Source organism: Mesorhizobium sp. WSM4989 (assembly GCF_029625795.1).
In the GTDB taxonomy this organism is placed as follows: domain Bacteria; phylum Pseudomonadota; class Alphaproteobacteria; order Rhizobiales; family Rhizobiaceae; genus Mesorhizobium.
The window spans coordinates 2,233,694-2,258,887 of the sequence record NZ_JARTVN010000001.1 but is presented as its reverse complement, the minus strand read 5'-3'; the positions used below and the strand labels follow the sequence as shown (position 1 = coordinate 2,258,887).

The 25,194-nt window shown below is 65.1% G+C and carries 26 protein-coding genes; 10 read left to right on the top strand and 16 right to left on the bottom strand.

What is annotated here, in order from left to right; all coding sequences use genetic code 11:
- Window positions 1-5: 5 nt before the first annotated feature.
- A complete protein-coding gene (locus P9217_RS10870; protein WP_095798991.1) occupies window positions 6-2,180 on the top strand; it encodes a malate synthase G in 2,175 nt (724 codons plus the stop codon).
- A 23-nt stretch (window positions 2,181-2,203) separates the two neighbouring features.
- On the opposite strand, the gene P9217_RS10865 is transcribed toward P9217_RS10870, so the two are convergent.
- The 4 genes from P9217_RS10865 to P9217_RS10850 form a co-directional block, all read right to left on the bottom strand.
- On the bottom strand, window positions 2,204-3,733 hold the full coding sequence (locus tag P9217_RS10865) for a YifB family Mg chelatase-like AAA ATPase (protein ID WP_067003103.1): 1,530 nt from the start codon (window positions 3,731-3,733) through the stop codon (window positions 2,204-2,206).
- A gap of 146 nt (window positions 3,734-3,879) precedes the next feature.
- Window positions 3,880-4,821, bottom strand: coding sequence for a glutathione synthase (gene gshB, locus P9217_RS10860; protein ID WP_095798998.1), 942 nt, complete (start codon window positions 4,819-4,821; stop codon window positions 3,880-3,882).
- A 67-nt stretch (window positions 4,822-4,888) separates the two neighbouring features.
- The gene (locus P9217_RS10855) at window positions 4,889-5,263 is read right to left on the bottom strand and encodes a GtrA family protein (RefSeq protein ID WP_067323734.1); all 375 of its coding nucleotides are present in this window, start codon (window positions 5,261-5,263) and stop codon (window positions 4,889-4,891) included.
- Window positions 5,263-6,273 carry a glycosyltransferase gene (locus P9217_RS10850; RefSeq protein WP_278086040.1) on the bottom strand — a complete coding sequence of 337 codons (1,011 nt, stop codon included), beginning with the start codon at window positions 6,271-6,273 and terminating at the stop codon, window positions 5,263-5,265. The genes P9217_RS10855 and P9217_RS10850 overlap by 1 nt, the downstream gene beginning before the upstream one ends.
- A 254-nt stretch (window positions 6,274-6,527) precedes the next feature.
- Here P9217_RS10850 and P9217_RS10845 point away from each other — a divergent pair, with 254 nt between their 5' ends.
- The 6 genes from P9217_RS10845 (at window position 6,528) to P9217_RS10820 (ending at window position 12,389) form a co-directional block, all read left to right on the top strand.
- The gene (locus tag P9217_RS10845) at window positions 6,528-7,877 is read left to right on the top strand and encodes an EAL domain-containing protein (protein WP_067324636.1); all 1,350 of its coding nucleotides are present in this window, start codon (window positions 6,528-6,530) and stop codon (window positions 7,875-7,877) included.
- Between the two features lie 153 nt (window positions 7,878-8,030).
- Window positions 8,031-8,798, top strand: coding sequence for an SDR family oxidoreductase (locus tag P9217_RS10840; protein ID WP_278086041.1), 768 nt, complete (start codon window positions 8,031-8,033; stop codon window positions 8,796-8,798).
- Window positions 8,795-9,730, top strand: a complete 936-nt coding sequence (locus P9217_RS10835; protein ID WP_278086042.1) for a 2-dehydro-3-deoxygalactonokinase — start codon at window positions 8,795-8,797, stop codon at window positions 9,728-9,730. The genes P9217_RS10840 and P9217_RS10835 overlap by 4 nt, the downstream gene beginning before the upstream one ends.
- Complete coding sequence (locus P9217_RS10830) at window positions 9,727-10,365, top strand: 2-dehydro-3-deoxy-6-phosphogalactonate aldolase (RefSeq protein ID WP_095827319.1); 639 nt, start codon at window positions 9,727-9,729, stop codon at window positions 10,363-10,365. Before P9217_RS10835 ends, P9217_RS10830 begins: the two co-directional genes overlap by 4 nt.
- Complete coding sequence (locus P9217_RS10825) at window positions 10,365-11,237, top strand: SMP-30/gluconolactonase/LRE family protein (protein WP_164746632.1); 873 nt, start codon at window positions 10,365-10,367, stop codon at window positions 11,235-11,237. Before P9217_RS10830 ends, P9217_RS10825 begins: the two co-directional genes overlap by 1 nt.
- A 93-nt stretch (window positions 11,238-11,330) precedes the next feature.
- The gene (locus P9217_RS10820) at window positions 11,331-12,389 is read left to right on the top strand and encodes a D-alanine:D-lactate ligase-like protein (RefSeq protein ID WP_127324866.1); all 1,059 of its coding nucleotides are present in this window, start codon (window positions 11,331-11,333) and stop codon (window positions 12,387-12,389) included.
- 124 nt (window positions 12,390-12,513) lie between these two features.
- Here P9217_RS10820 and P9217_RS10815 read toward each other — a convergent pair whose 3' ends face one another.
- The 10 genes from P9217_RS10815 to P9217_RS10770 all read right to left on the bottom strand — a co-directional run bounded on the left by P9217_RS10815 (window position 12,514) and on the right by P9217_RS10770 (window position 22,189).
- Complete coding sequence (locus P9217_RS10815; RefSeq protein ID WP_067324640.1) at window positions 12,514-12,801, bottom strand: DUF1330 domain-containing protein; 288 nt, start codon at window positions 12,799-12,801, stop codon at window positions 12,514-12,516.
- A gap of 37 nt (window positions 12,802-12,838) precedes the next feature.
- On the bottom strand, window positions 12,839-13,540 hold the full coding sequence (gene pyrF, locus P9217_RS10810; protein WP_095799003.1) for an orotidine-5'-phosphate decarboxylase: 702 nt from the start codon (window positions 13,538-13,540) through the stop codon (window positions 12,839-12,841).
- Window positions 13,540-14,136: an NADPH-dependent FMN reductase gene (locus tag P9217_RS10805; protein ID WP_095825474.1), complete on the bottom strand. Its 597-nt coding sequence runs from the start codon at window positions 14,134-14,136 to the stop codon at window positions 13,540-13,542. The genes pyrF and P9217_RS10805 overlap by 1 nt, the downstream gene beginning before the upstream one ends.
- Window positions 14,137-14,211: 75 nt before the next feature.
- Window positions 14,212-14,817 carry a phospholipid N-methyltransferase PmtA gene (gene pmtA / locus P9217_RS10800; protein WP_095799004.1) on the bottom strand — a complete coding sequence of 202 codons (606 nt, stop codon included), beginning with the start codon at window positions 14,815-14,817 and terminating at the stop codon, window positions 14,212-14,214.
- A gap of 122 nt (window positions 14,818-14,939) precedes the next feature.
- Window positions 14,940-16,070 (bottom strand): molecular chaperone DnaJ, encoded by a 1,131-nt coding sequence (gene dnaJ, locus P9217_RS10795; RefSeq protein WP_067003083.1) that lies wholly within the window; start codon window positions 16,068-16,070, stop codon window positions 14,940-14,942.
- A gap of 220 nt (window positions 16,071-16,290) precedes the next feature.
- Window positions 16,291-18,207 (bottom strand): molecular chaperone DnaK, encoded by a 1,917-nt coding sequence (gene dnaK / locus P9217_RS10790; protein ID WP_095782077.1) that lies wholly within the window; start codon window positions 18,205-18,207, stop codon window positions 16,291-16,293.
- Window positions 18,208-18,593: 386 nt separating this feature from the next.
- Window positions 18,594-19,592, bottom strand: a complete 999-nt coding sequence (locus P9217_RS10785) for an LLM class flavin-dependent oxidoreductase (protein WP_067323751.1) — start codon at window positions 19,590-19,592, stop codon at window positions 18,594-18,596.
- Between the two features lie 3 nt (window positions 19,593-19,595).
- Complete coding sequence (locus P9217_RS10780) at window positions 19,596-19,787, bottom strand: hypothetical protein (RefSeq protein WP_245322439.1); 192 nt, start codon at window positions 19,785-19,787, stop codon at window positions 19,596-19,598.
- Window positions 19,788-19,875: 88 nt separating this feature from the next.
- Window positions 19,876-21,045 carry an AI-2E family transporter gene (locus P9217_RS10775; RefSeq protein WP_067003075.1) on the bottom strand — a complete coding sequence of 390 codons (1,170 nt, stop codon included), beginning with the start codon at window positions 21,043-21,045 and terminating at the stop codon, window positions 19,876-19,878.
- A gap of 91 nt (window positions 21,046-21,136) precedes the next feature.
- On the bottom strand, window positions 21,137-22,189 hold the full coding sequence (locus tag P9217_RS10770; RefSeq protein ID WP_278086043.1) for an LLM class flavin-dependent oxidoreductase: 1,053 nt from the start codon (window positions 22,187-22,189) through the stop codon (window positions 21,137-21,139).
- Window positions 22,190-22,415: 226 nt separating this feature from the next.
- On the opposite strand from P9217_RS10770, the gene P9217_RS10765 reads away from it, so the two are divergent.
- Complete coding sequence (locus tag P9217_RS10765) at window positions 22,416-22,844, top strand: DUF6481 family protein (protein ID WP_095799008.1); 429 nt, start codon at window positions 22,416-22,418, stop codon at window positions 22,842-22,844.
- 65 nt (window positions 22,845-22,909) lie between these two features.
- Here P9217_RS10765 and sugE read toward each other — a convergent pair whose 3' ends face one another.
- Both sugE and P9217_RS10755 read right to left on the bottom strand, forming a co-directional pair.
- A complete protein-coding gene (gene sugE, locus P9217_RS10760; protein ID WP_095825476.1) occupies window positions 22,910-23,224 on the bottom strand; it encodes a quaternary ammonium compound efflux SMR transporter SugE in 315 nt (104 codons plus the stop codon).
- A gap of 197 nt (window positions 23,225-23,421) precedes the next feature.
- Entirely contained in the window at window positions 23,422-23,547 is a 126-nt protein-coding gene (locus P9217_RS10755; RefSeq protein ID WP_082953831.1) for a hypothetical protein, read from the bottom strand.
- A gap of 247 nt (window positions 23,548-23,794) precedes the next feature.
- Here P9217_RS10755 and P9217_RS10750 point away from each other — a divergent pair, with 247 nt between their 5' ends.
- Window positions 23,795-24,754 (top strand): cation diffusion facilitator family transporter, encoded by a 960-nt coding sequence (locus P9217_RS10750; protein ID WP_278086044.1) that lies wholly within the window; start codon window positions 23,795-23,797, stop codon window positions 24,752-24,754.
- Between the two features lie 34 nt (window positions 24,755-24,788).
- Window positions 24,789-25,193: a GFA family protein gene (locus P9217_RS10745; RefSeq protein ID WP_095825477.1), complete on the top strand. Its 405-nt coding sequence runs from the start codon at window positions 24,789-24,791 to the stop codon at window positions 25,191-25,193.
- Window position 25,194: the final 1 nt, after the last annotated feature.

The following is a 25,194-nucleotide window of genomic DNA, read 5'->3' as shown; positions in this document are numbered from 1 at the left end:
TGCTGATGACCGACCGCATCGAGATCGCCGGGTTGCAGATTGCCCGGGAGCTCCATGACTTCGTCGCCGAGGAGGCAGCAGTCGGCACCGGCATCGATCCGGAAAAGTTCTGGACCGGCTTTTCAGAGATCGTCCACGACCTCGCGCCGAAGAACCGCGCGCTGCTCGCCAAGCGCGACGCCATGCAGGAGAGGCTGGACGACTGGTACCGCGCCAACGGCGCGCCGGTCGACATGGAGCTGTACAGAACTTTCCTCGAAGAGATCGGCTATCTGGTGCCGGAAGGTCCGGCCTTCAGCGTCTCGACCGAAAACGTCGACCCGGAGATCGCGGTCGTCGCCGGGCCGCAGCTGGTCGTGCCGGTGATGAACGCGCGCTATGCGCTCAATGCCGCCAATGCGCGCTGGGGCTCGCTTTATGACGCGCTCTACGGCACCGACGCCATTCCCGAGACGGGAGGCGCCGAAAGGGGCAAAACGTTCAATCCCACGCGCGGCGCCAAGGTGATCGCCTGGGTCAGGGACTTCCTCGACCAGTCCGTGCCGCTCACCACCGGCAAATGGGCCGGCATCAACGGGCTCTCGGTGGCGAACGGCGCGCTGAAGGTCGGCGAAGGCGCCGGCGCCACCACGCTTGCCGACCCGAAGCAGTTCGTCGGCTACCGTGGCGACGCCGCCACGCCGGAAGCCGTGCTTCTGGTAAAGAACGGCCTGCATATCGAGATCGTCGTCGACCATGCCAGTCAGATCGGCAAGACCGATGCGGCCGGCATTGCCGACGTCGTCCTCGAGGCCGCCCTGACCACCATTCAGGATTGCGAGGATTCGGTCGCCGCCGTCGATGCCGAGGACAAGGTCGTCGTCTATCGCAACTGGCTCGGGCTGATGAAGGGCGATCTGGCGGAAGAGATCACCAAGGCCGGCAAGAGCTTTGTCCGCACGCTAAATCCGGACCGCCGCTACACGGCGCCGAATGGCGGCCAGCTGCTGCTGCCCGGACGCTCGCTGATGCTGGTGAGGAATGTCGGCCACCTGATGACCAATCCGGCGATCCTCGACCGCGACGGCAACGAGGTGCCGGAAGGCATCATGGACGCGGCGCTCACCGCGCTGATTGCGCTGCACGATGTCGGCGACAACGGCCGCCGCGCCAACTCCCGTGCCGGCTCGATGTATGTGGTGAAGCCCAAGATGCACGGGCCGGAGGAAGTCGGCTTCGCAGTGGAAATCTTCGATCGCGTCGAGGCCCTGCTCGGCATGGCCAAGAACACCATCAAGATGGGCATCATGGACGAGGAGCGGCGGACCACCGTCAACCTCAAGGAAGCGATCCGCGCCGCAAGGGAGCGCGTCGTCTTCATCAACACCGGCTTCCTCGACCGCACCGGCGACGAGATCCACACCTCGATGGAAGCCGGCCCGATGATCCGCAAGGGCGACATGAAGCAGGCGGCCTGGATTTCCGCCTATGAGGCGTGGAACGTCGACACGGGCCTGGAATGCGGCCTCGCCGGCCACGCCCAGATCGGCAAGGGCATGTGGGCGATGCCGGATTTGATGGCGGCGATGCTCGAGCAAAAGATCGCGCACCCCAAGGCCGGCGCCAACACCGCCTGGGTGCCCTCGCCGACCGCGGCGACGCTGCACGCCACGCACTATCATAAAGTGGATGTGCACGCCGTGCAGGCGGCGCTGAGGAGCCGGCCGAAGGCCAGGCTCGACGACATCCTGTCGGTGCCCGTGGCGGTGCGGCCGAACTGGACGCCGGACGAGATCCAGCGCGAGCTCGACAACAACGCGCAAGGCATTCTCGGCTATGTCGTGCGCTGGATCGATCAGGGCGTCGGCTGCTCGAAAGTGCCCGATATCAACGATGTCGGCCTGATGGAGGACCGCGCCACGCTGCGCATTTCCTCGCAGCACATCGCCAACTGGCTGCGCCACAAGGTGTGCTCGGAGATCCAGGTCCGGGATTCGCTGCAGCGCATGGCGGCGATCGTCGATCGCCAGAATGTCGGCGATCCGTTCTACCGGCCGATGGCGCCGGATTTCGACAAGTCGATCGCCTTCCAGGCCGCCTGCGACCTGGTATTCAAGGGGACCGTTCAGCCCAACGGCTACACCGAGCCGGTGCTGCATGCGCGCAGGCTGGAGCTGAAGGCGAAGGACCGGGCGGGGTAGCGCCGCGAATCTCGCCAGGGACCTTACGCCGCCTGCGCCATGCGCTCCGCGCTCATGCGGTAGGAGATCGCCTCGGCGAGATGGATGCGGCCGACGGTTTCGCTGGCGTCGAGATCGGCGAGCGTCCGCGCGACCTTCAGCACGCGGTGATAGGCTCGCGCCGAGAAGGCGAGCTTTTCGCTGGCGTCCTTGAGCAGCGTCAGCCCGGCGGCGTCGGGCCTGGCGATCGCCTCGATGACCGAAGGCGGGCAGTGCGCGTTGGTGGTGGCCGCCGCACCCAGCCTTTCCAGCCGCTCGCGCTGCATGGCCCGGGCGCGCGCCACGCGCTGCGCCACAGCGGCGCTGGTCTCGGCCTTGTCCGGCCGGATCAGGTCGCTTGCCGAGACCGCCGGCACCTCGATCCTGAGATCGATGCGGTCGAGCAGCGGGCCGGAAATGCGCGCCTGGTATTCGGTGCGGCAGCGCTCGCCGCGCAGGCAGCGATAGCCGGGCTCGCCCGACATGCCGCAGCGGCACGGGTTCATCGCCGCCACCAGCTGGATGCGCGCCGGATAGGTGACGCGGTGGTTGGCGCGCGCGATCACGCAGTCGCCGGTCTCCAGCGGCTGGCGCAGCGCGTCCAACGTCTGCGGCGTGAATTCCGGGAACTCGTCGAGGAACAGCACGCCGTGATGCGCAAGCGACACTTCGCCCGGCCGCACGCGCAAGCCGCCGCCCACCATCGCCGCCATCGACGCCGAATGATGTGGCGCGCGGAACGGCCGTCGGTCTGTCAGCTTGCCTTCGCCGAGCTCGCCCGCCACCGACGCGATCATCGAGACTTCGAGCAGCTCCTTCGGCGCCAGCGGCGGCAGGATCGAGGGCAGCCTTTGCGCCAGCATCGACTTGCCCGAGCCCGGCGGTCCGACCATCAGGAGATTGTGGCCGCCCGCCGCCGCCACTTCCAGCGCCCGCTTGGCGCTTTCCTGGCCCTTGATGTCGGCAAGGTCCGGCAGATCGCGCGCGGCGACCTGGATGCCGGCCTCGGGACGCGACAGCACCTGGGTGCCGCGAAAATGGTTGGCGATGGCGATCAGGCTGCGCGGCGCCAGGATATCGAAATCCTTGCCGGCCCAGGCTGCCTCCGGCCCGCAGGCGAACGGACAGATCAGGCCTTTGCCTTCGGCGTTGGCGCCGATCGCCGCCGGCAGCGCGCCGGCGACAGCGGCGATGGTGCCGTCGAGCGACAATTCGCCGAGCACGACATAGCCGGCCAGCATATCGCCCGGAATGGCGCCGAGTGCGGCCATCAATCCGAGCGCGATCGGCAGGTCGTAGTGGCTGCCTTCCTTGGGCAGGTCCGCCGGCGCGAGATTCACCGTCACCTTCTTCGACGGCATCGACAGGCCGGAGGCATGAAGCGCGGCCTGCACGCGTTCCCGGCTCTCTGCCACCGCCTTGTCCGGCAGGCCGACGATCTGCATGCCGACCTTGCCCGGCGCGATCATCACCTGGACATCGACCGGCACGGCCTCGATGCCCTGGAAAGCCACCGTGCGAACCCGCGCTACCATCTTGTCTCAAGCCCCCGGATACCGGCTCGCTCGCCGGTCCTGCGATCAGGCGGCGAGCGGGATCAGGTTAGACAACCACAGATTTGCAGCTTAAGCAAGAACATTACGGGAACATACGGTCCCGCCCACCGGGCAGCTGAGGGGCGCTACTTCCGCTTCCCTTCGACGCAGTCCCAGAACAGGGCAGCAATGTCCGCGCCGCCGAAGCGCCGCACCTCGCGCACGCCGGTCGGCGAGGTGACGTTGATCTCGGTCATGTAGTCGCCGATGACATCGATGCCGACGAGGATGAAGCCGCGTTCCCTGAGCGCCGGCCCGATGCGGGCACAGATCTCGCGTTCGCGCTCCGTCAGCTCGGTCTTCTCGGCGCGGCCGCCGACATGCATGTTGGAGCGCGAATCGTGCTCGGCCGGCACGCGGTTGATGGCGCCCACCGGCTCGCCGTCGATCAGGATGATGCGCTTGTCGCCCTTGCGCACGTCCTTGAGGTAGCGCTGCACGATATAGGGCTCGCGGAACAGTTGGCCGAACATTTCGAGCAGCGAGGCGAGGTTGCGGTCGGCCTCGTGCAGATGGAAGATGCCCGCCCCGCCATTGCCGTAGAGCGGCTTGACGATGATGTCGCCGAACTCCTTGCGGAAGGCGGCCACCTCCTGGGGGTCCTTGGTGATCAGCGTCTCCGGCATTAGGTCCGGGAATTCGGTGACGAAGATCTTTTCCGGGCTGTTGCGCACCCAGGCCGGGTCGTTGACCACCAGCGTCTTCGGATGGATGCGTTCCAAAATGTGGGTGGTGGTGATGTAGTTCATGTCGAAGGGCGGGTCCTGCCTGAGCAGCACCACGTCCATCTCCGACAGATCGGTGCGCACCGGCTCGCCCAGCGAATAATGGCTGCCCTTCTCGTCGCGCACCTGCATCTCCTCGGCGCGCGCGAACACCTTGCCGCCCCGCATCGACAGCCGGTCGGGTGTGTAGTGGAAAAGCTGGTGGCCGCGCCGCTGCGCTTCCAGCGACAGCGCGAACGTGGTGTCGCCGGCGATCGACACCGTCGAGACATGGTCCATCTGGACGGCGATTTTCAACGGCATCTCGGGTCTCCGGCAATCTCTGCCGCCGATATAGGGAAATCGGCGGCTTCTGCCAATCGGCCAGAGATTATCGGTCGAAGACCAGCCGGGAATAGCCGACGAAGGACAGCGCCATCGCGACCAGCGAGGCGACCGTCAGCGCCGCCAGCGGCGGCAGGGAGGGCAGCGCGAACAGAAGGGCACAATAGACGAGATAATTGACGATGCTGGTGGCGACGCCGACGCCTCCGTAACGCGCGCCTTCCTGCGCGATGCCTCGGCTCGACGGCGCAAAGGTCAGATGCCGGTTGATCTGCCAGGTGACGGTGAGCGCGAAGCCGATCGACAGCACGCGCGCCGCCAGCGGTCCGAGCGGCGTGACGGAAAGCAGCAGCCAGAGCGCGGCCGCATCGGCAACGAAGCCGATGCCGCCGGCAAGCACGAAGCGGGCAAGCCGGACCATCAGGCGGCTCGCGAGGCCTTGCCCGGCTCCCTCTTCGGGGAGGCCTCGCCGTTGAAGCCCGCGCGTCGCTCGATGCGGCCGGCAGGGATGGAAAGATAGAAGATGCGCTTCTGTTCGGCCCGGCCGCGCGACACCGAATCGAGGATCAGCCCGGTGACCATCGCCAGCATGGACAAGAGGAGCAGGCCAACCGACAGCACCCAGGTCGGCATGCGCGGAACAAGTCCTGTCTCGGCGAACTCGATCAGCACCGGGATCATCAGCCCGATGCTGGCCGCCAGGAAGAACAGGGCAAACGTGCCGAAGAAACGCAGCGGCTGCGTCTCCTTCACCAACATGGCGAACATCCACAGGATCCTGGCGCCGTCGCGGAAAGTCGACAGCTTCGACGATGAGCCTTCCGGGCGGCGGCCGTAGTCGAGCGCCATCTCGTTCACCGGCAGCTTGAGCTGCGAGGCATGGACCGACATCTCGGTCTCGATCTCGAAGCCGCCGGAAACCGCCGGGAAGCTCTTGACGAAGCGCCGCGAAAAGACCCGGTAGCCGGAAAAGATATCGGTGAAATCGGCGCCGAACAGGCCCTTGTAGAGCCGGTTGAAGATGCGGTTGCCGAAGGCGTGGCCGGAGCGGCCGGCGTCGTCGGTGACGCCCCGCCGGGTGCCCACCACCATGTCCGAGCGCTCGGTCAAGAGTGTGTTGATCAGCTCCGGCGCATCTTCCGGCGCGTAGGTGCCGTCGCCGTCCGCCATCACATAGATGTCGGCGTCGATGTCGGCGAACATGCGGCGCACGACATTGCCCTTGCCCTGGCGCGGTTCGCGCACGACGACCGCGCCGGCCGCGCGGGCCCTGAGCGCGGTCAGGTCCTTCGAATTGTTGTCGTAGACATAGACCGTCGCGGAGGACAGCGTCTCGCGGAAGCGCCGCACGACCTCACCGATCGTCAGCTCCTCATTGTAGCAGGGCAGGAGCACGGCGATCGCCGGCTCGTTGCGGACCTCGTGCGGCATGCCTATCTCCGGTGCCCGGGCCCAGCCGACCAGCCGCGCCAATGCCGGTCCCAATGCCGGCGTCTCCGGGCCGCTATACTATTTATTGAAGCTGTTAATGCCCGGTTTAAGCCTCCATCGCCAAAGACCCTGGACCGCCAGGCATGGCGCCAAGGCCCATTTTCGCGATCTTCAGAAAATCGATTTTCCGATACCTTTCCTAAACGCTTTGCTGCCAGTCTGGTTACAAATTCCCCCGTCAGAACAGGGACATGATGCAAACGACGTTTGGCACCGGGCAGCCAGGCAGGGAAAACGCGGATCTGGCCTTCACCGATCCGCTGACCGGACTTGGCAACCATCGTCGCTTTTACGACAAGGTCGATCGCCTGATCAGCGATCGCGCCGACGATCCCGCGCCATTCACCGTCGGCATCCTCGACCTCGACGGCTTCAAGCCGATCAACGACCTGTTCGGCCACAAGGCCGGCGACGACATCCTGATCCAGGTGGCTATGCGCTTGCGTGCCTCGATGGATGGCTATTCCACCGTCTGTCGCATCGGCGCCGACGAGTTCGCCTTCCTCTACCCGATGGTGTTCAGCGAGGAGCAGGCGGCCGAGAAGTCGCGCATGCTGATCGAGATCCTGTCGGCACCCTATGATGTCGGCGAGCGCACCGCCAGATTGTCGGCTTCGGTCGGCTGCTCGCTGTTTTATTCCGGCGACGAGACCACAGAGATCCTGATCAACAAGGCCGAGACCGCGCTCTACCACGCCAAGCGCTCGGGCCGCGGCCGCGTCGTCGTCTACACCCGCGAGATGGAGGAGGCCGCCAAGCGCGTCACCCGCATCGAGCAGGCGCTGCGCCGCGCCGTCTCGGCCGGCGAGGTCGAGCCGCATTTCCAGCCGATCGTCGACCTCACCAGTCGCCGCACCATCGGCTTCGAGACGCTGGCTCGCTGGACCGATCGCGATCTCGGCATGGTGCCGCCGAGCGTGTTCATTCCCATCGCCGAGGAGCGCGGCATCATCGGCCCGCTGTCGCAGCTGGTGCTGCGCAAGGCGACCGAGGCGGCTCGCAACTGGCCGAAGGACCTGTTTTTGTCCTTCAACCTGTCGCCCTCGCAGCTTGTCGATCAGAACACCGGCCTGCATATTCTGGCGATCCTCGACCGCACCGGCTTCGATCCGCGCCGGCTGGAGATCGAGATCACCGAAACCGGCCTGATGACCGACCCGGCTTCGGCCGAGAAGATCGTCGAGGATCTGCGCCGCGTCGGCATCCGCGTCTCGCTCGACGATTTCGGCACCGGCCAGTCGTCGCTCGGACGCCTGCGCGAATTCCATTTCGACAAGCTGAAGATCGATCGCGCCTTCGTTTCCTCGATCCTCGAAGACCGCCCCTCGGAACACATCATCCGTGCCATTCTCGCCATGTGCGAAGGACTCGGCATGGACGTTGTGGCCGAAGGCATCGAGGAGGAAGCGCAGGCCGACCGCCTCGTCCAGTTCGGCTGCGCGGGTGGCCAGGGGTATCTGTTCGGCAAGCCCGTCGATGCCGACGCCACGCTTGGCTATCTGCGCGATTCCTATCGCGGCGCGCTGCGCGCCAAGGCGATCTGATCGACCAACCTGCGATCCAAGCCGACCCGTCTGCGCCTCACGGAAGCGCGGCTGCTATTTTGTCAGACATATTGCCGCCGAAATCGCCTTTTCACCCTTGCTCCCGGGGCCGGCATGGCTAGGATGCGCGCCGGCCAAAGGGAGACAGAAATCATGATGCCATCGGCGCGTTTCGCCGACCTCGACGGCGCCTCGGTGTTGATCACCGGCGGCGGTTCCGGCATCGGCGCGGCGCTGACCGAGGGCTTCATGCGGCAAGGCGCCAAGGTCGCCTTCATCGACATCGCCGACAAGCCCAGCACGGCGCTGGCCGACCGTCTGGAAAGTGAGCTTGGCCGGCGTCCGCTCTATCTCAAGACCGATCTGCGCGACGTCGAGGCGCTGCGCGCCGCGGCAGCGAAGGCGGCGAAAGCGCATGGCGATGTCACGGCGCTGGTCAACAACGCCGCGCTCGACGATCGCCATGAGGTGAAGGATGTCACGGTCGAGTTCTGGGACAACAACCTGGCCATCAACCTGCGGCCGCATTTCTTCACCGCCCAGGCGGTGGCGCCGGGCATGAAGCGCGCCGGCGGCGGCTCGATCATCAATTTCAGCTCCACGTCCTATCTCATCAACCATCCCGATCTGCCGGCTTACACCGCCGCCAAGGCCGGTATCCTCGGTCTCACCAAAGGCCTTGCCGGCAAGCTCGGCGCCGACGGCATCCGCGTCAACGCGGTTGCGCCCGGGTGGGTGATCACCGAACGTCAGCGCGAGCTTTGGGTCACCGAGGAGGCGCTTGCCGCCCATGTCGCCAAGCAATGCATCAAGGAGCCCATGCGGCCCGACGACATTGTGGGCACGGTGCTGTTCCTGGCGTCGGACGCCTCGCGCATGCTGACCGCGCAAATGCTGATCGTCGACGGAGGCGTGCTGTGAGCGGCGCGCCTGCGGTCGCCGCCCTCGACTGGGGCACGACCAGGCTCAGGGCCTGGCTGCTTGACGGCGCGGGTCAGCTGCTCGCCGAGCGGCGCGGCGACGACGGCCTGATCACCGCGCGCGAAAAGGGTTTTGCGACGGTGCTGGAGGGCCATCTCGCCGCCATGGGCGCGCCGGAGTCCCTGCCCGTCATCATCTGCGGCATGGCGGGTTCCCGCCAGGGCTGGATCGAGGCGCCATACGTCACCGTGCCTGCCCCGATCGGCGCCATCTTGGCAGGCGCCGCCTGCATCGAAGGCGAGCGCCGCGACATCCGTATCGTGCCCGGCCTCGCCCAGCGCCTCGCCGACGCGCCGGATGTGATGCGCGGCGAGGAAACGCAACTTGCCGGCGCGAATCTGCCGCCAACGGGGCGCCACATCGTCTGCATGCCGGGCACGCATTCCAAATGGGTCGTGGTCGAGGACGGCGCGGTCGCCGGCTTCGGCACCTGGCCGACCGGCGAGTTGTTTTCGGTATTGGCCGCGCATTCGATCCTGAAACATTCGCTGGGCGAGCATCCGGCGCCGGTCACGGCGGATGGTCCGTTTTTCCGCCAGTGGTGCGAGCGGGCGCTGGGCGAAGGCGGCGACGTCACGTCACAGCTGTTTGCGATCCGCGCCGCCGGGCTGCTGCAGGATTTGAAATCCGACGAGGCGGCGGCGTGCCTGTCCGGGCTGTTGATCGGCGGCGAGATCGCTTCGGCGAAGCGGCGCTACGGCATCAGTGAAGCGCCCGTCGTGCTGATCGCTTCCGGCGCGCTGGCTTCGCTCTATGGCGCCGCTCTTGGCTTCGCCGGTCTTGCTTTTCGGGTCGTCGATGCGGATGAAGCGGTGCGCGCCGGCCTTGTCGAAGCCGCGCGCGAGAACCGCATGATCGGAGGCGACGCGTGACGCAGACAGCACCCTTTCCGAGACTGAAACGCGGGCTGGTCGCCATCTTGCGTGGCCTCAAGCCGACAGAGGCGATCTCAATAGGCCAGGCGATCTTCGACGCTGGCATCGAGGCGATCGAGGTGCCGCTCAATTCGCCGGAACCGTTTTCGTCGATCACCAGGATCGCCGAAGTCCTTCCGGAAACCGCGCTGGTCGGCGCCGGCACGGTGCTGACGGCGGCCGATGTCGATGCCTTGCACAAGGCCGGCGGCCGGCTGCTGGTCAGCCCCAACATCGATGCCGATGTCATGGGCCGCGCCATGCAGTATGGCATGGTGACGATGCCGGGCGTGTTCACGCCCACCGAGGCCTTCCAGGCGATCAGGCTCGGTGCTTCGGCGCTTAAATTCTTCCCGGCAAGCGTGCTCGGCGCCGGCGGCATTTCGGCGATCCGCGCCGTGCTGCCGGCAACGGCGCTGATCGGCGCCGTCGGCGGTGTTTCGGACAAGGATTTTGCCGGCTACAAAGCCGTCGGCGTCAGCGTCTTCGGCCTGGGGTCGAGCCTTTATAAGCCGGGCGCCAGCGTCGATGAAGTGGCTGAGCGCGCCCGCGCCGCGGTCGCGGCCTGGGACGAAGCCTTCGGAGGGATTTGATGGACAGCGTTTCGGTCTTCAGCGATCACATTTGCCAGTTGGGGGAGGGACCGAGCTACGATCCCGGCACCGAGACACTGTTCTGGTTCGACATCGTCAATGGCAAGCTTCTGGAAAAGCCGCTCGCCGGCGCGCTGAAAATCCATGATCTCGGCGTGATGGCCAGCGCCATCGCCGTCATCGACGATGCCCGCCAACTGATCGCCACCGAGATCGGCCTGCAGGTCCGCGATGTGGCGACCGGCAAGTTGACGCTGCACACGCCGATCGAAGCCGACAATCCGCTGACCCGCTCCAACGATTCCCGCGTCCATCCCTGCGGCGCGTTGTGGACCGGCACGATGGGCAAGGACGAGGGCAAGGGCGCCGGCGCGATCTACTGGTTCTTCAAGGGCGAGCTTCGCCGACTGTTCTCCGACATTACCGTGTCCAACTCGATCTGCTTTTCCGACGACGGGACGATCGCCTACTACACCGATACCGCGACCGGGCTTCTGATGCGCGTCGCTTGCGATCCGGCGACCGGCCTGCCGACGGGCGAGCCGAACATCTTCGTCGATCATCGTTCGCAAAAAGGCTATGTCGACGGCTCGGTCGTCGACCGCGACGGGGTGCTGTGGAACGCCGTCTGGGGCGGCAAGGCGGTGAAGGCCTATTCGCCGGACGGCATGCTGCTGCGCGAAATCCCGATGCCGGTAACCCAGCCTTCCTGCCCCGCCTTTGTCGGGCCGAACGCCGACCGCCTTGCGGTGACATCGGCCTGGAAAGGCAAGGACGACAAGCAGCGCAAGCTCGATCCTCAGGCCGGCATGACCTTCCTGCTCGACATTCCGGTCCGGGGCCGCTTCGAGCCGCGCGTGCTGATCGCCTGAGCGGCTTGCGCATTATCGCTCGCTCAGGTCGGTTTCCTGAAAGCCGATTGCAACCGCCATGCGATGGTAGCACCTGACTCTTCTGGAGCTTCCATGCCAAGCAACGGCCCGACGCTGATCCTTGTCCACGAGCCGGAGAAGGCTTGCTTCGACCGGCTGGTCGCCGACGGCTACCCGACGGAACGCGCAACCGAGATCTCGTCCTATCTGGCGCAGTCGACCGACCTCGCGCCCGAATTCGGCCAGCTCGCCGCCGCTTGCGAAACGCGCGGCCTCACCTTGATGGCCGTCGAGCTGGACGACGCCGCGACCGTCTTGGCGAACGCCGATCCCGCCAAAACCCTGGTCTGGACGCTGACCGACGGCATCGCCTATTTCCGCGGCGGCGCTTCGCCTGCACTGGCAAGGCTGAACGGACTGAAGACGATCGGCGCCGACGATTCGCTGTTCGCGCTCTGCCAGGACAAGTTCCGCTCCGGCGCCGTGCTCGGCGCGCTTGGCCTGCCGGTGCCGCCGGCCGGGCTGGCCCGCAATGGGAAATGGCTGGTCGACCCGCCGTCCTCGCCCGCCGGCTGGTTCGTCAAACCCAACCGGCTCGGCGCCAAGATCGGCATCTGGCCGGATTCGCGCTGTCGCGATCTTGGTCGTGCACAGGAGCTCAGCCGGCGTGTCTTTGACCATTATCGCGACGATGTCGTCGTCCAGCCTTATGTCGCCGGCCGCAATGTGCGGGCAAGCTTCCTCGGGATGAGGCCGGATACCGGCGTCGAGGCGCTCGGCATCGCCTTCGTCGAGTCCGGCGGCGACTTTCAGACCATGGCCGACTCCATGGCGCTCTACGGCGATAGCGGCCAGGCCGCCAGGGACGCAGGCACCTATGCCGAGCCGGAGCTCGAGCAGGTCGCCGCCCGCCAGCCGGCGGCCGATCGCGCTATCCGCGCCATCGCGCAGGAGCTGATCGCCGGGCTTGGCCTGAAGGACGTCTTCTCGGTCGACTTCAGGGTCGAAGCCGACGACACCGTCCATCTCATCGAGTTCGAAGTCTGTCCCGGCCTGCCCTGCTTCGATTTCCGCGACTATTGCCGCAGGCAATGGAGCATGAGCCTGGCGGATGCGATGGCGGAGACGGCGACCAGCCGGCTGAGGGCATAAGCTTAGGGATTGGACCGGCCTGCGGCTGCGGAGCGGCTTTGAGACGCCGGCGAAGGATCGCTGCAAATCTCTATTCTGCGCCACCGCCTTCCTTGATCATGTCAAGGCAGAACGATTCAGACGATCAAACGCCCTCGACCAGCACGATCTCGCCGTCGGCCACTTTCTGGCGAATGGCGACGGCGCGCTGATATTCCGGCGAGTGGTAGCAGTCATGTGCGGCGGCAAGCGAATCGAACTCGATGATCACATTGCGCGCGCGGCCGGGCCCCTCGGCCTTCTCATGCTCGCCGCCGCGCGCCAGGAATTTCGCGCCGAAGCGCTCGAAAGCCGGTTTGGCGGCGGCGACATAGTCCTTGTAGCCTTCCGGGTCGCGCACATCGACGCGGGCAACCCAATATCCCTTTGGCATCATTTTCTCCTGTTTCGGTTCGCAAACCGGATCGGCCTTATGCCGAGCACATTTCGGCCAAGATAGCCTCGGCCGCCGCCCGCCGATCCGGCGCCTTGACGATCGGCCGGCCGACGACAAGGTGGCTGGAGCCGTTGCGGATCGCCTGCGCCGGCGTCACCACACGCTTCTGGTCGCCATGGTCGCTGCCGCTCGGCCGTATACCCGGCGTGACCACGGCCATGTCGGGACCGACGATCCGGCGCACGGCTTCGGCCTCCTCGGCCGAGCAGACGATGCCGCCCATGCCGGCATGCAGCGCCTGTTCGGCGCGCCTCAGCACCAGCGTGTGCGGATCGTGTTCATAGCCGGCATCGATCATGTCCTGCTCGTCCATCGAGGTCAGCACGGTCACCGCGAGCAGGCAGAGATCGCTGCCTTTGGCTGCTTCCACCGCCGCCTGCATAGCCTTGGGATAGGCATGCAGTGTCAGCATCGAGACCCCCATCCTGACGATATTCTCGACCCCCTTGGCCACCGTGTTGTCGATGTCGAGCAGCTTCATGTCGAGGAAGACCTTGGTGCCGCCGCTGGCGAGCTCGCGCGCGAAATCGAGCCCGCCGGCGAAGGCGAGCTGATAGCCGATCTTGTAGAAAGAGACGCTGCCTTCGAGCGCGCGCACCGTCTTTTCGGCTTCCTTCAGCGTCGGCACGTCGAGGCCGACGATCAGCCTGTCGCGCATGGTCTCGACCGGATGCATCAGACCTCGATCCTCACGGACAGCATGCGCGAGGTTTCGATCAGTGTACGGCATAGGCGCTCCATCGATTGGTGCAGTCTGGCGTCGCGGAATTGTCCGTCCTCGGCGAAGGCTTCATCGGCGCCGGAAACCGAGCATTCCGGCGTGATCACTTCCATCTGGCAGCGCACCAGCACCGCGCGCAGATGGTTGATGCAGCGTATGCCGGCAAACTTGCCCTCGGAGGAGGAGCAGAGCGCGACGGGCTTGCCGTAAAGCGGCCTGAACGAGCGGCTGCCGTCGCGCCGGAGCCGGCTCACCCAGTCGATGGAATTCTTCAAGAGCGGCGGGATCGAGCCGTTATATTCAGGCGTCGCGATCAGCAGCCCGTCATGGGCGGAAATCTGATGCCCGAGCTTCACGGCATTCTCGGGAATGCCTTTGTCCTTCTCAAGATCCTCGTCCATGATCGGCAGCGGATAGTCGCCGAGCGAGATGCGGGTCACCTCCGCACCCTGCATGGCGAGTTCCTTTTGCGCCACATCGGCCGTCCGGCCGCTGAAAGCGCCGGTGCGGATCGAGCCTGCAAAGACGAGGATTCTTGCGATTACTGCCATCGGCCACCTGTCGAGAGACGTATAGGTCGAAGAGCGATCAATCCCCAAGCGCTTTCGATGGCCAAGCGCTTTCGGTCAACATGCCTCGCGCCGGTAGATCCACAGCTGCGTCGGCGGAATGTTGCGGATGATGAAATCGAAATGCTTGACCGTGTAGTCGCCGCGGCCGGGCGGAATCGGCGAGAGCGGGCCGTAGGTCAGCTGCACGATCGGCCGGCCGACGGGAATGCGGTCGAGCAGGCTTTCGATGTAGGCGATGCGCTGGGCGACCGGGAAATTGAGCAGCGGCACGCCGGAGACGACCGAATCGAACACCAAGTCGCGCTTGTCGCCGAGTGTTGCGTCGAGGTTGAAGGCGTCGCCCTCGATGACGTTGACGCGCGGATAGAGCCGGCGCAGATGGCGCACGAAGTCGGTCGAGTATTCGATCGCGTAGAGGTTCTCCGGCTTCACGCCCTGGGCCAGGATGGCACGGGTGATGACGCCGGTGCCGGGGCCGACCTCCAGCACCGGCAGGCCCGATTTCGGGTTGACGATCGAGGCCATCTTGCGGGCGGTCACGGAACTGGTGGGAACGATCGAGCCGACAGCTTTCGGCTTGTCGATCCAGCCTTTGAAGAACTTCAGCTCGTCGTCGAATTTTTCCGCCAGCGCTTTGCGCAACCCGGGACCACGTGCCATGCGAGCTCTCCTCAACGCTCCCCAACCCGCTACTTAGCAGCTAGGTGGAACAAGGCAAGGCAAGATCTGGCATAAGATGTTGATGACGTTGAGGCAGCGCGTCAACCCCTGCCGCACCCCACTCAGGGCTCGCCGAAGGATTCGAAAAAGTCCTTCATGCGGGCGAAGAAGCCGCTCGACTGGGGCGAATTGTCCTTCGAGGAGAGCTGCTCGAACTCTTCCAGGAGCTCGCGCTGGCGCCGCGACAGGTTCTGCGGCGTCTCGACCGCGGTCTGGATGTAGAGATCGCCGACATTGGGCTGCCGCAGCACCGGCATGCCCTTGCCCTTCAGCCGGAACTGGCGGCCGTTCTGGGTGCCTTCCGGCACTTTCACCTTGGTCTGCGTGCCGTCGAGCGTGGTGACCTCGAACGAGCCGCCGAGGGCGGCGGTCGTCATCGAGATCGGCACCTTGCAGTAAAGGTCGGCGCCGTCGCGCTGGAAGAATTCGTGCGGCTTGACGGCAAGGAAGATGTAGAGGTCGCCCGAGGGGCCGCCGCGCAGGCCGGCCTCGCCCTCATTGGCAAGCCGGATGCGGGTTCCGTCCTCGATGCCGGCCGGGATGTTGACCGACAGCGAACGCTCCTCGGTGACGCGGCCCTGGCCGGCGCATTTCGGGCAGGGGTCCTTGATCGTCTGGCCGCGCCCCTGGCATTGCGGGCAGGTGCGCTCGATCGAGAAGAAGCCTTGCGTTGCCCGCACCTTGCCATGGCCGTGGCACATCGCGCAGGTGACCGGCTGCGTGCCGGGCTTGGCGCCGCTGCCGGAGCATTCCGAACAGGAAATCGATGCCGGCACGCGGATCTGCGCCGTCTTGCCCAAAAACGCCTCTTCCAGCGAGATTTCCATGTTGTAGCGCAGGTCGGCCCCGCGCTCGCGGCCGCCCGACGAGCGGCGCTGGCGGCCACCCATCATATCGCCGAAAATGTCTTCGAAGATGTCGGCGAAGCCGCCGGCGCCGAAGCCGTGCGCCGCGCCGTTCATGCCGCCCTGCTCGAAGGCGGCGTGGCCGAAACGGTCATAGGCCGCGCGCTTCTGCGGGTCCTTCAGCGTCTCGTAGGCTTCGTTGATTTCCTTGAACTTGTGCTCGCAGGCATGGTCGCCGGGGTTGCGGTCGGGATGGAACTGCATGGCGAGCTTGCGGAAAGCGCTCTTCAGCTCCTTGTCGTCGGCGCCTTTTTGCACGCCCAGCGTTTCGTAGAAATCAGCTTTCATTTTATCCCGCTGTCCGGATGCTCAATGTCTTCAAGCATTGTCGCGTCGTCGCCGGCACGTTGTTCGATTTAGGAGCGATGTTGCCCGGATGCCAGAGCCGAGCCGGGCTCACCGGTGTTTTTCCGTCAATTTTTGGGCCAGGTCCGCACTTTTTCGGTGAAGGTTGCAAAAAAGCCCGGCCTTGCGCCGGGCTTTTCGCATTATTTGGCCGTCAGCCGGCTCAGGCCGACTTCTTCTTGTCGTCGTCTTCGTCGATTTCCTCGAAGTCGGCGTCGACCACGTCCGAATCCTTGGCGGCGTCCGCCTTGGCGTCGGCTTCGGCCGCTTCCTTCTGCGAGGCCTCGTACATGGCCTGGCCAAGCTTCATCGAAGCTTCGGCGAGCGACTGCGACTTGGCCTCGATATCGGCCACGTCATCGCCTTCGGCTGCGGACTTCAGCGCCGCAATCGCGTCGGCGATCGCGGTGCGGTCGGCCTCCGAGACCTTGTCGCCATAGTCCTTCAGCGACTTCTCGGACGAATGCACCAGGGATTCGGCCTGGTTGCGCGCCTCGACGAGGGCGCGGCGCTTCTTGTCGGCCTCGGCATTGGCCTCGGCGTCCTTCACCATCTTCTCGATGTCGGCGTCGGACAGACCGCCCGAAGCCTGGATGCGGATCTGATGCTCCTTGCCGGTGCCCTTGTCCTTGGCAGAGACGTTGACGATACCGTTGGCGTCGATGTCGAAGGTGACCTCGATCTGCGGCACGCCGCGCGGAGCCGGCGGAATGCCGACCAGATCGAACTGGCCGAGCAGCTTGTTGTCGGCCGCCATCTCGCGCTCGCCCTGGAAGACGCGGATGGTCACCGCCGACTGCGAATCCTCGGCCGTCGAGAACACCTGGCTCTTCTTAGTCGGGATCGTGGTGTTGCGTTCGATCAGCCTGGTGAAAACGCCGCCCAGCGTCTCGATGCCGAGCGACAGCGGCGTCACGTCGAGCAACAGCACGTCCTTCACGTCGCCCTGCAGCACGCCGGCCTGGATGGCGGCGCCGAGCGCGACCACCTCATCCGGGTTGACGCCCTTGTGCGGCTCCTTGCCGAAGAACTGCTTCACGATCTCCTGGATCTTGGGCATGCGGGTCATGCCGCCGACCAGCACCACTTCGTCGATCTCGCCCGCCTTCAGGCCGGCATCCTTGAGCGCCGCCTTGCAGGGGTCGATGGTGCGCTGGACGAGGTCCTCGACCAGGCTCTCGAACTTCGCCCGGGTGAGCTTCATCGTCAGGTGCTTCGGCCCGCTGGCGTCGGCAGTGATGAAGGGCAGGTTGATCTCGGTCTGCGTCGTCGACGACAGCTCGATCTTGGCCTTCTCGGCCGCTTCCTTCAGGCGCTGCAGGGCGAGCTTGTCGGCCTTGAGGTCGATGCCTTGCTCCTTCTTGAACTCGGCCGCCAGGTACTCGACCAGGCGCATGTCGAAGTCCTCGCCACCGAGGAAGGTGTCGCCATTGGTCGACTTCACCTCGAAGACGCCGTCGCCGATCTCGAGCACCGAAATGTCGAACGTGCCGCCGCCAAGGTCATAGACGGCGATGGTCTTGCCGTCCTTCTTCTCCAGACCATAGGCAAGTGCGGCAGCCGTCGGCTCGTTGATGATGCGCAGCACTTCGAGGCCGGCGATCTTGCCGGCGTCCTTGGTCGCCTGGCGCTGGGCATCATTGAAATAGGCCGGAACGGTGATGACCGCTTTCTCGACCTTCTCGCCGAGATAGGCTTCCGCCGTTTCCTTCATCTTCTGCAGGATCATGGCCGAGATCTGGCTGGGCGAAAGCTTCTTGCCGCCTGCCTCGACCCAGGCATCGCCATTGTCGCCCTTGACGATCTTGTAGGGGACAAGCTTCTTGTCCTTCTCCGTCACCGGATCGTCATAGCGGCGGCCGATCAGGCGCTTGACCGCGAAGATGGTGTTTTCAGGATTGGTGACCGCCTGGCGCTTGGCCGGCTGGCCGACGAGGCGTTCGCCATCGCTGTTGATGGCGACGATGGAAGGGGTCGTGCGCGCGCCTTCCGCATTCTCGATAACCTTGGGCTCCTTGCCGTCCATGATGGCGATGCAGGAGTTGGTGGTTCCGAGGTCGATACCGATTACTTTTGCCATTGTTCTAGTCTCTCCTCTAAGCAGGCTCTCAGGACCCTGAATAAGGCGTTCCGACGAAAGCCCCTGTTCACAAGAAATTCCGCCACGGTCCCCGGGTTTTCAAGGCCGGGCGGTTGGCGCGTATATAAGAACAGGCGGCACGAGGCGCAAGCATCCTGCGCAACGCATCCACCAAGCCGATCCCCTGCCGGGAACGGTGCTAAATCGCCAATTTTGCGGCCGATTTGCCGCCCGATACGCCCGGACCGAGGTAAATCCGGCGCGGGCAAAAACGTCGCAGTCGCCATGATCCGGGCGTGAATGCCTGCGAACGGAGTTCCGCGGAGCTTCAGAAAGATGTGTTTTCCGCGATCGCTTGCGCCCCCCGGTCGACAGGCGGCCAGCGGTCAGGCGGCTTGCGACATCGATCTGCGCACGTCCGCGAGGATCTCGAAGGAGCGCACCCGCGCGGTGTGGTCGAACATCTGCGCCGTCACCATCAATTCGTCGGCGCCGGTGCGGCGCACGAAGGCGTCGATGCCCTGGCGGACCGTCTCCGGCGCGCCGACGACGGCACAGGACAGCGCCTGGGCCAGCATGGATCTGGCGACGGGATCAAGGTCGCGGTCGTAGTTTTCGACCGGCGGCGGCAGCTGGCCGGGCCGGCCGCTGCGCAGGTTGACGAAGGCCTGCTGCAGCGAGGTGAACAAAAGCTTCGCCTCGGCATCGGTGGGTGCCGCAAAGACATTGAGGCCGAGCATCACATAAGGCTTGTCGAGCTGCGCCGACGGCTGGAAGCGAGTGCGATAGACCTCCAGCGCGTGGTCGAGTTCGGCCGGCGCGAAATGCGAGGCGAAAGCATAGGGCAGCCCAAGCAGCGCCGCGAGCTGCGCGCCATAGAGGCTGGAGCCAAGGATCCAGACCGGCACGTCCTGGCCTTCGCCCGGCACCGCGCGGATGCGCTGACCTTCCTCGGCCGGCTGGAAATAGCCCATCAGCTCGACCACGTCCTGGGGGAAGTTGTCGCTGGCCTCCAGGTTGCGGCGAAGCGCCCGCGCCGTCATCATATCGGTGCCTGGCGCGCGACCGAGGCCGAGATCGATGCGGCCGGGGAAAAGTGCTGCCAGCGTGCCGAACTGCTCGGCAATCATCAGCGGCGCATGGTTGGGCAGCATGATGCCACCGGCGCCGACGCGGATAGTCTTGGTGCCGCCGGCGATATGGGCGATGACAACCGACGTCGCGGCACTGGCAATGCCCGGCATGTTGTGGTGCTCGGCGAGCCAGTAGCGCTTGTAGCCAAGCCGCTCGGCATGGCAGGCAAGGTCGAGCGAATTGGCCAGCGACCGCGAGGCATCGCTGCCTTGCGTGATCGGCGACAGGTCGAGAACCGAAAGGGCCGTCATTGGTCAGGTCTCCACGATTTGCTTCTGCCGCAACCGGGCCTCGAATTCGGCGCGGTCGGGAATGACGATGGCGAACTGGCCCTCCAGCACGTCGGCGAGTTCGGTCGCCGAGGCGATTTCCCGCTGCTCGCTGCGGCCGCCGAGATGGTGGATAGACAGGCGGTTGTTGCGCAGCGCGAGACCGAAGTCATTCATGCAGGCGGGTCCGGTTAGACCGGACCGATATAGGCACTCGCCATGGGCGCCGCAAACAGCCGGCCGGACATGCTGATTGGGCCAGGCCTCACGCGCCGGATTTGTGGTTGTTATCGCCGGCCTCGTCGTCGATCGCCATGGTCTGCTGCGCGGCGAGGAAATTGCCGACATGGCTGAGGCCATCGAAATGGTCGCAGAACACCTTGATGACCACCAGCAGCGGCACCGCCATCAGCGCGCCGACGAAACCCCAGAGCCAGGACCAGAAGGCGATGGCGATGAAGATCGCCACCGCGTTTATCTCGAGCCGCCGGCCGACCACCGTCGGGGTCACGAACTGCCCCTCGACGATGTCGCACAACAAAACGAAGGCGGGTGCCAGCAACGCGTAGGGGATCGTATCGAAGCTGATCAGCGCGATGATCGTGACCAGCAGCAAGGTGATCAGCCCGCCGACATAGGGCAGGAAGTTGAGCAGCGCCGCGGCCGCGCCCCAGACCTGCGGGTTCGGCATCCCAAGTCCCCAAAGGCCAAGTCCGATCACCGTGCCGAGGCCGGCGTTGATGGCCGCCACGGTAAGCAGGTAATGGGAAATCTCGTGCTCGACGTCATAGACGATGCGCAGCGCGCGCTTCTTGTCGCTGAGGTGGGCGAAGGACTGGACGATCTTCTCGTAGAACAAGGTGCCGGAGGCGAGCAGGAACAGCGACAGCACGAAGACGAGGGTGATGCTCGTGCCGGCTCCCAGAATGTTGCTGGCCGCCGTCGACAGGATGCCGGACGGCGCCAGCGCGACCTTCTGCACACCCGGTTCCTGCGATGTCTCGGTCAGGGCCTGCAGTTGACGCGAGAGATCCATGACCCTCTCGAGCGGACGCTTGAAAGGCGCCAGCCGCTCGGTGAGTTGCTCGCCGATCGAGTAGCTGTTGTTGATGAGGTCGATGACCGGGCCGCTGAGCAGGTAACCGGCGCTGGCGAAGACGAAGAGGGACAGCAACACCAGCAGTGTCGCGGAGGCCACCTCGGGGATGCCGCGCTTGCGCAGGAAGCGCACGATCGGGGTCAGCGTCAGCGCCAGCAGGAAGGCGAGGATCACCGGCATGAAGAAGGCGCGGGCGAAATAAAGCGCGGCGATCGTTATCAGCACGAAGATGCCGATCAGCAGCAATCGAATCAGGCGCAATTCGGCGCGGGCGCTGGCGCGCTCGTCCGGGCTTTCGGCAACGTTCGAACCCGAAGCGCTCGTTTCGACCTTCATCCGTTCCCTCGCGATCGCCGAGGAAAACGTACGCGCCGCCGCCAAGGTTCCTTAGCCGGCGGTGAGGGCGCATCTTGCCGGGCAGGCGTGCTCAGGCGACGGGCGCCGGCGCGGCCTTCACCGTTTCCTTGCGCACGACCGGCGCCACCTTGGTGCCGTAGAGCTCGATCGCCTTCATGACCTTGGCATGCGGCATGGTGCCGATCGCCATCTGCAACAGGAAGCGGTCGTTGCCGAAGATCTTGTGCTGGGCGACGATCTTTTCCGCCACCTGTTCGGGATCGCCGACGAACAGCGCGCCGTTCGGCCCGCGCGCCTGATCGAAATGCGCCCGCGAGGTCGGCCCCCAGCCGCGCTCACGGCCGATGCGGTTCATCACCTCGGCTTGCGGTGCGTAGAAATCGTCGGCCGCCTTCTCGGTCGTCTCGCCGACGAAGCCATGCACGTTCAAGCTGGTCGCGAGCGAGGCGGGATCGTTGCCGGCGCGCCTTGCCGCCTCGCGATAGATCTCGAACAGCGGCGCGAAGCGGGCCGGCTCGCCGCCGATGATGGCAAGCGCCAGCGGCAGGCCGAGCACGCCGGCGCGGGCGGCGGACTGCGGCGTCCCGCCAATAGCGATCCAGATCGGCAGCTTGTCCCGGAAAGGTCGGGGATAGACGCCGCGGCCGTTGATCGGCGCGCGCAGCTTGCCCTGCCACGTCACCTTCACCTGGTCGCGGATGGCAAGCAGGAGATCGAGCTTCTCGGCGAAGAGCTCGTCATAGTCCTCGAGATTGTAACCGAACAGCGGAAACGATTCGATGAAGGAGCCGCGCCCGGCCATGATCTCGGCGCGGCCCCCGGACAGAAGGTCGAGCGTCGCGAACTGCTGGAAGACCCGCACCGGATCGTCGGAAGAAAGCACCGTGACCGCGCTGGTGAGCTTGATCCGCTTCGTCCGCTCCGCGGCCGCGGCCAGCGCCACGACCGGCGCCGAGGCTGCATAGTCGGGGCGATGGTGTTCGCCGAGGCCGAACACGTCGAGACCGACCTGGTCGGCCAGCTCGACCTCCTCGATCAGGTTGCGCAGCCGTTCGTGCGGGCCGATGGCGCCGGGGCCCGGCTCCGGGCTGACATCCGCGAAAGTGTATAGGCCAAGATCCATTTTCATGCATCCTGATGCGCCGCTTGGGCGTTGATTGTTGGCGCTAGAGGTAGCGACCGGCCCCCAGAGCCGCCAGAGGCGCGATTTGTGAACAGTGCATCGCGCCGCGACGACGTATCCCGACGGCAACAGCCCAGATTTTCATGGCTGGCATACCGTTTTGGCGCTTGAACTCACCGCTTTCGCGCGTATGTAAGCGTCGCGAATTGACTTCAGGGAAGTGGACTTGGCTATTTACAGGGAAAAAGACATATTCGAGCGGCGCAACGCCGCGAACGAGGCAAAGAAGGCGCTCCTGGAGCGCTTCAAGTCAAAGCCGGCGGCGGACGACCCAGCGGTTCTGGCGCGTCAGGCGGAACGCAAGGCGATCCTCGAGGCCCGTGCTATCCGCGAGGCCGAGAAGGCCCGGTTGAAGCAGGAAAAGCTGGCGCGCGAAGCGGCCGAGAAGGCTGAACGCGAGGCAGTGGCCGAAGCGGCCCGTATTGCTGCCGAAGCGGCAGCGGCTGCCGAGGCCAAGATCCGCGAAGCCGAGGAAACCGAACGCATCGCCCGCCTGCTCGCCGAGGAGGCCGAACGCAAGGCCAAGCGCGATGCGCGCTACGCCGCCCGCAAGGCGCGCGTCGGTCGCACGCCTCCGGGCTTCTCGGCCCGCTAGGTTCGAGTTCGTTTCGAAAATGAGTCAGGGTCGCCAGGAGCGGCCCTGAACGCGTTCGTGCTACATCAGCCGACGAGCTTCAGCCCGACGATGCCGCAGACGATCAGGCCGATGCAGGCAAGCCGCACTGCGGTCGCCGGCTCGCCGAGCAGCCAGATGCCGAGCAAGGCCGTGCCGACAGTGCCGATGCCGGTCCATACCGCATAGGCCGTGCCGACGGGCAATGTCTTCAACGCAAGCCCGAGCAGGCCAAGGCTGACGATCATCGAGACGATCGTGAGCACGGTCGGCAGCGGCTTCGAGAAACCATCGGTATATTTGAGGCCGATCGCCCAGCCGATCTCGAACAGGCCGGCGAAGAAAAGGAAGATCCAGGACATCGCGAACGCTCCATCGATCGAGCATCGAATGCTCGACGTTTGACGTGGCGGGTCGTCCCGGCCGGGTTTCGGGGAAGCGAGGTCGTCCTCGCGGTACCGATATAGTGAGTTCTGTACCCCGATCAACAAAACACCGGCAGCATTCGGCATGCCGCCGGTTCAAATCCGCATCGAGACGGATCGGCCGCGCTGACGGCCTACTTCTCCTTGATGCGCATCGCCTTGACCGGCGGCGCCTTCGGAGCCGGGGCCGCGGCCGGTTTCTTGGCGTCCTTTTTCGGCTTGCGGGGTTCCTTGCCCGCCTTCATCGCACCTTTCGCCATGATTCGCTCCTCCGATTTGTGGGCAGCACAAGTGAAACAAGAGAAGCGCCCGACCGCAAGAGGCCGCTTGCAGCTTCGAAAGCCGGGTTGCGCTATGTCAACCGTTTTCCCTTCATCCCGCGACCTTGGGATCGATCAGGCAACAGAAATGCATAGGGGCATCTGAACCTCGGAGCGGCTGGCGCATTGTCGGTGGAGCTTTGGGCGGCGGCCGCTAAGCTCCCACTTGGAAGAGGATCGGAAGCGCATGGCAGGGCATAGCGGCTCGAAAAGAGTGATCTACGCCGCGCTCGCCGGCAATATTGCGATCGCGCTGACCAAATTCGCCGCAGCATTCTTCACAGGCTCTTCAGCCATGCTGTCGGAGGGGGTGCATTCGCTGGTCGACACGGGCAATGGCGCGCTTCTGCTTTACGGCATGCGCCGTGCCGCGCGCCCGCCCGACCTCACGCATCCGCTCGGACATGGACGCGAACTCTATTTCTGGAGCTTTATCGTCGCGCTTCTGGTTTTCGCGCTGGGCGCGGGCGTTTCCTTCTATGAGGGCGTGATACACATCATCGCGCCGGAACCGGTCGTCAACGCCAAGGTCAACTACATCGTGCTTGGTCTTTCTTTTCTGTTCGAAGGCAGTTCCTGGCTGGTGGCGCTAAAGGAGTTCCGCCAGCAAAAGGGCAAGCAGGGCTGGTTTCAGGCGGTGCGCCGCAGCAAGGACCCCAGCGTCTACACCGTGCTGTTCGAGGACAGCGCGGCGCTGCTCGGCCTCGTCGTCGCCTTCGCGGGCATCCTTACGTCTGAACTTCTGGCGATCCCCGAGCTCGACGGCGCCGGCTCGATCGGCATCGCCGTCATCCTGGGCGCCACCGCCATCTTCTTGGCGCGCGAGAGCAAGGGTCTGCTCATCGGTGAGCCCGCTTCGCCCGAGGTGCAGCGCAAGGTTCTGGCGATCGCTCAGGAAGAGCCGGCCGTGCAGCGGGCGAACGGCATACTGAGCGTCCATATCGGCCCGGAGGAGATCGTCGCAGGCCTAAGCATCGAATTCGAAGATCATCTCACCGCGCCTGAGATCGAAGCCTGCGTTGCACGCCTGGAGGCGCGACTGAAAAGCGACATGCCCGAAATCACCAGGCTGTTCGTCAAGCCGCAGGCGACTGGCACATGGGAGCGCAGGCGTAAGGCTATCGCCGGGACCTCCGAAGAGGATTAGATTTGAGCGAAGCAATCTTTTGGGAGCATGCCGAATGAGAATCGACGGCGGGTGTCATTGCGGCGCCATCACCTACGAAGCGGAGGTCGATCCCGAAAAGACCTCGATCTGCCATTGCACCGATTGCCAGCAACTGACGGGAACGGCCTTTCGCGTGACGGTGGGCGCGCCAGAAGAGGATTACCGGATTACCAAGGGCACGCCGAAGGTCTACATCAAGACCGGATCCAGCGGCGCCAGGCGCGCTCAGGGGTTTTGCGGCGAATGCGGATCGCATCTCTATGCCACGTCGGTTGGCGATGGACCGAAAATCTACGGCATTCGGGTGGGCACGGCGCGCCAGCGCGACCAGCTGGTGCCGAGAAGACAGGTTTGGCACCGCTCGGCGTTGCACTGGCTGCCGGAGATCGAAGGCATCACCACCATCGAGGAGCAGTAAC